The organism is Polaromonas sp. (genome assembly GCF_012927415.1).
In the GTDB taxonomy this organism is placed as follows: Bacteria; Pseudomonadota; Gammaproteobacteria; order Burkholderiales; family Burkholderiaceae_C; genus Polaromonas.
The window spans coordinates 1-6,420 of the sequence record NZ_JABBPF010000196.1 but is presented as its reverse complement, the minus strand read 5'-3'; the positions used below and the strand labels follow the sequence as shown (position 1 = coordinate 6,420).

The window sequence follows — 6,420 nt, the reverse complement described above, 5'->3', positions numbered from 1 at the left end:
GGCCACCGTCAGCTACAGCGAGCTATTCCCGGCCTATTAAAACCTGAAGCCCATTGAATCCCGAGGAAGTCTTTCATGAAAATCGTAGTCACCGGCGCGGCCGGCTTCATTGGCCGTAATCTGGTCAGGGGACTCAACGCCCGCGGCATTGACGACATCATTGCCGTCGACGACCTGACCCAGGGTGACAAATTCCGCAACTTGGCCGATCTGAAAATTGCCGATTACATCGATGCCGACGACTTTTACAGCCAGTTCGCCGACGGGGCTTTTGGCAAGGTCGAAGCCGTTTTCCATGAAGGTGCATGCAGCGACACCATGGAACTCGATGGAAAGTACATGATGAACAACAACTACACGCTGTCGTGCGGTTTGTTTCGCGCCTGCAGAACCCGCAACACCCGTCTGCTTTACGCCTCATCGGCCGCCACCTACGGCGGTTCCGACACCTTCAGCGAGTCACCCAAGCATGAAAAGCCACTCAATGTGTACGGCTACTCCAAACTGCTTTTCGACCAACGCATGCGGCGTGAGCTCGGTGCCCAATTCGAAAATGCGCAAACGCAGGTAGCCGGCTTTCGGTACTTCAACGTCTACGGCCCGCACGAGCAGCACAAGGGTCGCATGGCCAGCGTGGCGTTTCACCAGTTCAACCAGTTTCAGGCCGAGGGCAAAGTCAAGCTGTTTGGCCACTACGGTGGCTACTCCGATGGCGGACAGATGCGTGATTTTGTCTTTATCGACGACGTGGTGGCCGTCAACCTCTGGTTTTTTGACCACCCTGAAAAATCCGGAATTTTCAACCTTGGTACCGGACGTGCACAAGCGTTTAACGATGTCGCCCTCACGGTCGTCAACACCTTGCGAAAGGCACAAAACGCAGATCCCTTGAACCTCGAAGACGCCGTGCGGGGCGCGATCATTGACTACATCAACTTTCCCGAAGCTCTGATGGGAAAATACCAGAGCTACACCCAGGCCGACCTGAGCGCTCTTCGCGAAGCGGGCTGCCAGCATGCTTTTGCAGACGTAAAAACTGGCGTAACCGCTTACATGGAGTGGCTGAGCGGCGCAAAGAATTAGGGTTTTCCCGCCAAAAAACCACGCAGGATAGTCAACCGGGCCTGAAACCGGGCCGTTGTCTGAAAGACCCTCTATTTTGCAAAGGCGGTCAAGGTTTCGGTTTCATCCAATTTTTGAGGAGTTTTTCAATGTTCAAGAAATTTCTGGTGTTTTTTGCTGCGATGTATGTGGCAATGTCTTTTGCAGCTGTAGACGTCAACAAAGCCACCCCGGCTGACCTCGATGGCCTCAAAGGCATCGGCCCTGGGATTTCCGGCAAGATCGTGGAAGAGCGCAAAAAAGGCGAGTTCAAAAACTGGAACGACTTCATCGAGCGCGTCAAAGGCATCGGCGAAAAAAATGCCGTTAAATTCTCTGCAGAAGGAATGACGGTAAGCGGCGCAAGTTATAAGGGTGTTGCACCCGCGGCAAAGAAGGACGTCAAGCCCGCCGCAGCCAAGTCTGATGAGAAGAAAGATGCCAAGCCTGCCACTGCAGCGTCAGCACCTGCCGCCGCAGCGTCCTCTTCAGCCACGACGAAAGACGATAAAAAATCAAAGGCCGATATGAAGAAGGCCAAAGCCGACGAAAAAGCCGACGCAGCCAAGCCTGCGGCCAGCGCAGCCAAAAAATAAGCAGATCGCCCATCAAAAAACCCGCCGAAATGGCGGGTTGTTTATTGCCAGTAGCAATCCTGCCACATGGCAGTCAGCCCATGTGCAAGCCACCATTAAGAGAGAAGTCCGCACCGGTGGCGTAACCGCCTTCTTCCGAAGCAATCCAGGAAATGATGGAGGCAATTTCTTCGGGCTGGCCTAAGCGCTTGGCCGGAACCCCGGCAACAATTTTCTCCAGCACATCAGGGCGGATGGCCTTGACCATGTCGGTGCCGATGTAACCCGGGCTCACCGTATTCACCGTCACGCCTTTACTGGCCACTTCCTGCGCCAGCGCCATGGTGAAGCCGTGCAGGCCGGCCTTGGCGGTCGAATAGTTAACCTGACCAAACTGACCTTTTTGTCCATTCACCGAAGAAATGTTAATGATGCGGCCAAAGCCGGCTTCAACCATTCCTTCAATAACCTGCTTTGTCACATTGAACATGCTGTCAAGGTTGGTCGAGATCACTGCATCCCAGTCAGCCTTGCTCATCTTGCGGAACTGGCCATCGCGCGTAATGCCGGCATTGTTGACCAACACGCTGACCGGACCGTGCTCGGCCTTGACCTTGTCAAACGCAGCAGCCGTGGACTCCCAGTCACCCACGTTGCCCGCCGAAGCGTGAAAGGAATAACCCAGCGCCTTCTGCTCCCCCAGCCACTTGCCGAAGTCCCGCGTCGGCCCGCAACCCGCGACCACGATGAAACCATCCTTGGCCAGCCGCTGGCAAATGGCAGTTCCAATTCCGCCCATTCCACCGGTCACATACGCTACTTTTTTTGTCATTGAGCTCTCCTTGATTATGCGAATTTACACGAAACCTGCTGCTATTTATTTGATAGCATTCAACACCTGAAACAACCGGACAGGAGCCTGTTTTACCTGATATTTATCGTTCCAGTGTGAGGGCAACCCCCATGCCGCCGCCTATACACAGGCTGGCGATGCCTTTTCTGGCATCACGGCGCACCATTTCGTGCAACAGCGTCACCAGAATCCGGCAGCCGGACGCACCGATTGGATGGCCGATCGCAATGGCGCCACCATTGACGTTGACCTTGCTGGTGTCCCAACCCATTTCCTGGTTGACCGCGCAAGCTTGCGCCGCAAAGGCTTCGTTGATTTCAAGCAGATCGAGGTCCTTGGCCTTCCAGCCGGCACGTGCAAGCGCCTTGATGGATGCGGGTACCGGGCCCATGCCCATGTAGGCGGGATCCAGCGCTGCGGTAGCGTAGCTGGCAATGCGCGCCAGAGGCCTGAGGCCCAGCGCAGCGGCTTTTTTCGCCGTCATGACCATGACAGCGGCAGCACCATCGTTCAGCCCCGACGCATTGCCGGCGGTAACACCGCCAGCCTTGTCAAACGCGGGGCGCAGGCCGGCAAGACCTTCAGCGCTGGTTTTGCGGTTGATGAACTCATCGGCCGAGAAAACCACCGGGTCGCCTTTCTTCTGGGGAACGGAAACCGGGACAATCTCGTCCTTGAAGTAGCCCGCATCCTGCGCCGCAGCGGCCTTGGTCTGGCTGGCCAGCGCCAGCGCATCCTGCGCAGCGCGGTCAATGCCATACTTCTTGGCCACGTTCTCTGCGGTGATTCCCATGTGATACTGGTTGTAGACGTCCCACAGGCCATCGACAATCATGGTGTCTACCAATTTCCAGTCGCCCATGCGCTGCCCATCGCGCGAGCCGTTCAGGACGTGAGGCGAAGCACTCATGTTTTCCTGGCCTCCGGCGATGACGATCTCGCTGTCGCCTGTTGCCACCGATTGCGCCGCCAGCATCACAGCCTTGAGCCCGGAACCGCAGACCGCGTTGATGGTCAGCCCTGGAACACCGTGCGGGAAGCCGGCCTTGATGACAGCCTGACGGGCCGGGTTCTGGCCCACCCCCGCAGCCAGCACCTGGCCCATGATGACTTCACCCACCAGTTCGGCGCTCAGACCCGCTCGTTCAAGCACGGCCTTGATCACAGTCGCACCCAGTTCGGTGGCAGGTACTTTCGCCAGCGACCCGCCAAATTTGCCAACGGCAGTGCGGCCTGCTGCAACAATCACGATATCTTCCATGTGGTCTCCTCTGTATAAAATCTTGCGGCTCTATGCGGATAAAAAGCGCCCGGACTCACAGAAAAATGAAGCGCCCCGGCGCCCGTTAATTCCTGTGGCTTCCGTAGTCCCTGAAGTCACGCTGGCGTGGCGCTTCAAGCTTTGGCCTTGACGTAACGGCCCGGCGCAGGTTCGATAACCTGGTACTTGCGGCTGCCGTAGGCTTTCGGGGCTGCAATCTGCTTGCCGGCATGCTCTTCGAGCCAGCTAGACCAGTCGGTCCACCAGCTGCCGGGGTGTTCGGTCGCGCCTTTGAGCCAGTCCCGCTGGGCCGTGGGAAATTTGGCCCCTGCGGCTTTGGTGGCCGGCAGATTGTCGTGGGTCCAAGAGCTGCGTTTATTTTTGGCGGGCGGGTTGATCACGCCGGCAATATGACCCGAGGCGCCCATCACAAACCGTTTTTTTCCCGGCAGCACCTGGGTCGACGCATACGCTCCGCCAATCGGCACGATGTGGTCTTCCCGCGAACCGTAGATATAGACCGGCATATCGATATTGCCCAAATCGATCTTCTCGCCGCACACCACGGTTTTGCCAGGCTTGACGAGGTTGTTTTCAAAATACGTGTTGCGCAAATACCAGGCGTAAAACGGACCGGGCAGATTGGTCGAGTCGCTGTTCCAGTAAAGCAGGTCAAACGGCGGCGGCGTTTCGCCTTTGAGGTAATTGCCAACCACATAATTCCAGACCAGGTCGTTGGGCCGCAGGAAGCTGAAGGTTGAGGCCAGGTCCGTTCCTTTGAGCAATCCGCCCTTGCCCATCTCTGCCTCTCGGTATTTGACGGAGGTTTCGTCAATGAAGATGTCCAGGATGCCGGTGTCGGTGAAGTCAAGCAGCGAAGTAAGCAGTGTCACGCTCGCAACCGGTTTTTCGCCTCTTGCCGCCAGCACCGACAGCGCAGTGGCCAAAATTGTGCCGCCGACGCAAAAGCCAAGTGCGTTGATGGAATCGGCACCGGTGATTTCCTGCACCACACTGATGGCCTTGATGGGTGCGTGCTCGATGTAGTCGTCCCAGGTCTTTTCAGCCATGGACTCATCCGGGTTGCGCCAGCTCAGCACAAAAGTGCGGTGTCCTTGCGCCACGGCGTAGCGGATCAGCGAATTTTCGGGCTGCAAATCAAGGATGTAGAACTTGTTGATGCAGGGCGGAACAAGCAGGAAAGGTTTTTCGTAGACCTTGCCCGTCAGGGGTTTGTACTCAAGCAGCTGGAAATATTCGTTTTCAAAGACCACCGCGCCTTCGGTGGTGGCAACGTTTTTTCCGACTTCAAAGACGCTCTCGTCGGTCATCGAAACATGACCCTGCTTCAGATCATGCAGCATGTTCGCCAAGCCCTTGGCGATGCTTTCGCCCCGGGTATCAATGGCCTTTTGCTGGGCTTCGGCGTTCAGTGCCAGAAAATTGCTGGGGGCCGTAGCCGCCATCCACTGCTCGACAGCGAAGCGCAGGCGCGCCTTGGTTTTGGCATCGCCTTCAACCGCTTCGGCCAGGCCCATCAACGCGTGGGAATTCAACAGATAGGTCGAGGCCGAAAATTGCGAGAGCGGATTTTTTTTCCAGGCCTCGGCGGAAAATCGCCGGTCAGCGGCAGCCGGCACGGCCTCGCCCGGTTGCAGGCACTGGTTCCACAAGGCCGAAGCCTCTTTGATGTAGCTTTGCTGGAGTTCCAGCAACTTGGCCGGATCAAAGCTGATGGCCGGCTGAACCTGGCCGGGTGGCCGGAATGCGGTCAGGTCTGCAGAAGGAAGCCCCGCAGCCTGCCCGGTCGAGAATGCGCTCATGGCCTGCTTGAGACCCTCGCCAAAGGTTTCTTGCATACGTTGGGCCGCCTGTGCCCAGTTTGGTTCAGAATTCACGATTGCCTCCTCGGTCACGGCGGGTTTTGATGACTTTTGCTGCCGTTTGAACAGTATCGTAGGATTTGCTTTTCAATTTCTGACAAGGCGACAAGATTTATGTATTTAATCGTCATTGGATGGATCTACGTCGTGCTCATGATGAGTGTTGCCGAAGCCACCAACAGTAACGGAACACTGCTCGGCGCGTTGGTCACCTTTTTACTCTATGGCGTAGGCCCTGTCATCTTGGTGGTTTACCTGATGGGCGCACCGGCGCGCGGCAAGGCAATCAAGAAGCGCGAAGCCCAGGCCCGTGCACTTCAGGCGGCCCAAAAAGGCGATCCGGCCGAGCCTGATCCGCAGCGGGCTGTTGCTTCAGTCCAGCCAGATGCAGCCGGCCATGCGCCCGGTGGTGCCGAAGCCGTTGCCGTTGACACCGGCGTCGCGCCGGTGGGAAAAGAAAAGTGAAGGATTACTGACGGTGCACCATGGCGCACTGCCGTCGTTACCGTAAATCTGCGCCTGACTTATACCCAGTGCGTGCAGGCGCAACCGGGCCAGCGCTGGCAGATTGGCGAGAAATTTTCCGGCCCCGATGTCGACAAAGCAGCGCGCCGCCGCAGGCTGCGCTGCCTCGAACGCCGCCTTCACTTCAGCGCCCACTTCAAACGCCGTGGGGGCGGTGCACGGCCCCCCCCCCCCGCGTATTATAAAATCACGTGGTGGGCGGAACAGCGTGAACAACCCGCA

Annotated in this window: 7 protein-coding genes; 3 read left to right on the top strand and 4 right to left on the bottom strand. The window is 57.3% G+C overall.

Annotation, left to right across the window (positions count from 1 at the left end):
• Positions 1 to 75: 75 nt before the first annotated feature.
• Both rfaD and HHJ19_RS16105 read left to right on the top strand, forming a co-directional pair.
• On the top strand, positions 76 to 1,083 hold the full coding sequence (rfaD, locus tag HHJ19_RS16110) for an ADP-glyceromanno-heptose 6-epimerase (protein ID WP_296908881.1): 1,008 nt from the start codon (positions 76 to 78) through the stop codon (positions 1,081 to 1,083).
• On the top strand, positions 1,059 to 1,697 hold the full coding sequence (locus tag HHJ19_RS16105) for a helix-hairpin-helix domain-containing protein (RefSeq protein WP_296908880.1): 639 nt from the start codon (positions 1,059 to 1,061) through the stop codon (positions 1,695 to 1,697). Before rfaD ends, HHJ19_RS16105 begins: the two co-directional genes overlap by 25 nt.
• A gap of 73 nt (positions 1,698 to 1,770) precedes the next feature.
• Here the strand turns inward: HHJ19_RS16105 and phbB are convergent, their stop codons facing one another.
• From phbB to phaC, 3 genes are all read right to left on the bottom strand, one after another.
• A complete protein-coding gene (gene phbB / locus HHJ19_RS16100) occupies positions 1,771 to 2,508 on the bottom strand; it encodes an acetoacetyl-CoA reductase (protein ID WP_296908879.1) in 738 nt (245 codons plus the stop codon).
• A 103-nt stretch (positions 2,509 to 2,611) separates the two neighbouring features.
• Positions 2,612 to 3,790: an acetyl-CoA C-acetyltransferase gene (locus HHJ19_RS16095; protein ID WP_296908878.1), complete on the bottom strand. Its 1,179-nt coding sequence runs from the start codon at positions 3,788 to 3,790 to the stop codon at positions 2,612 to 2,614.
• A 134-nt stretch (positions 3,791 to 3,924) separates the two neighbouring features.
• The gene (gene phaC / locus HHJ19_RS16090) at positions 3,925 to 5,688 is read right to left on the bottom strand and encodes a class I poly(R)-hydroxyalkanoic acid synthase (RefSeq protein WP_296908877.1); all 1,764 of its coding nucleotides are present in this window, start codon (positions 5,686 to 5,688) and stop codon (positions 3,925 to 3,927) included.
• A 36-nt stretch (positions 5,689 to 5,724) separates the two neighbouring features.
• Here phaC and HHJ19_RS16085 point away from each other — a divergent pair, with 36 nt between their 5' ends.
• Positions 5,725 to 6,138, top strand: coding sequence for a hypothetical protein (locus tag HHJ19_RS16085; protein WP_366929418.1), 414 nt, complete (start codon positions 5,725 to 5,727; stop codon positions 6,136 to 6,138).
• Here the strand turns inward: HHJ19_RS16085 and HHJ19_RS16080 are convergent.
• The coding region (locus HHJ19_RS16080) for a laccase domain-containing protein (RefSeq protein ID WP_296908876.1) at positions 6,046 to 6,420 on the bottom strand (375 nt) is incomplete at its 5' end. The genes HHJ19_RS16085 and HHJ19_RS16080 overlap by 93 nt on opposite strands.

What these genes read in the sequence shown, in the direction of transcription:
- HHJ19_RS16095 (WP_296908878.1), bottom strand. Translation starts at nt 3,790, where the DNA reads ATGGAAGATATCGTGATTGTTGCAGCAGGCCGCACTGCCGTTGGCAAA.
- phbB (WP_296908879.1), bottom strand. Translation starts at nt 2,508, where the DNA reads ATGACAAAAAAAGTAGCGTATGTGACCGGTGGAATGGGCGGAATTGGA.
- rfaD (WP_296908881.1), top strand. Translation starts at nt 76, where the DNA reads ATGAAAATCGTAGTCACCGGCGCGGCCGGCTTCATTGGCCGTAATCTG.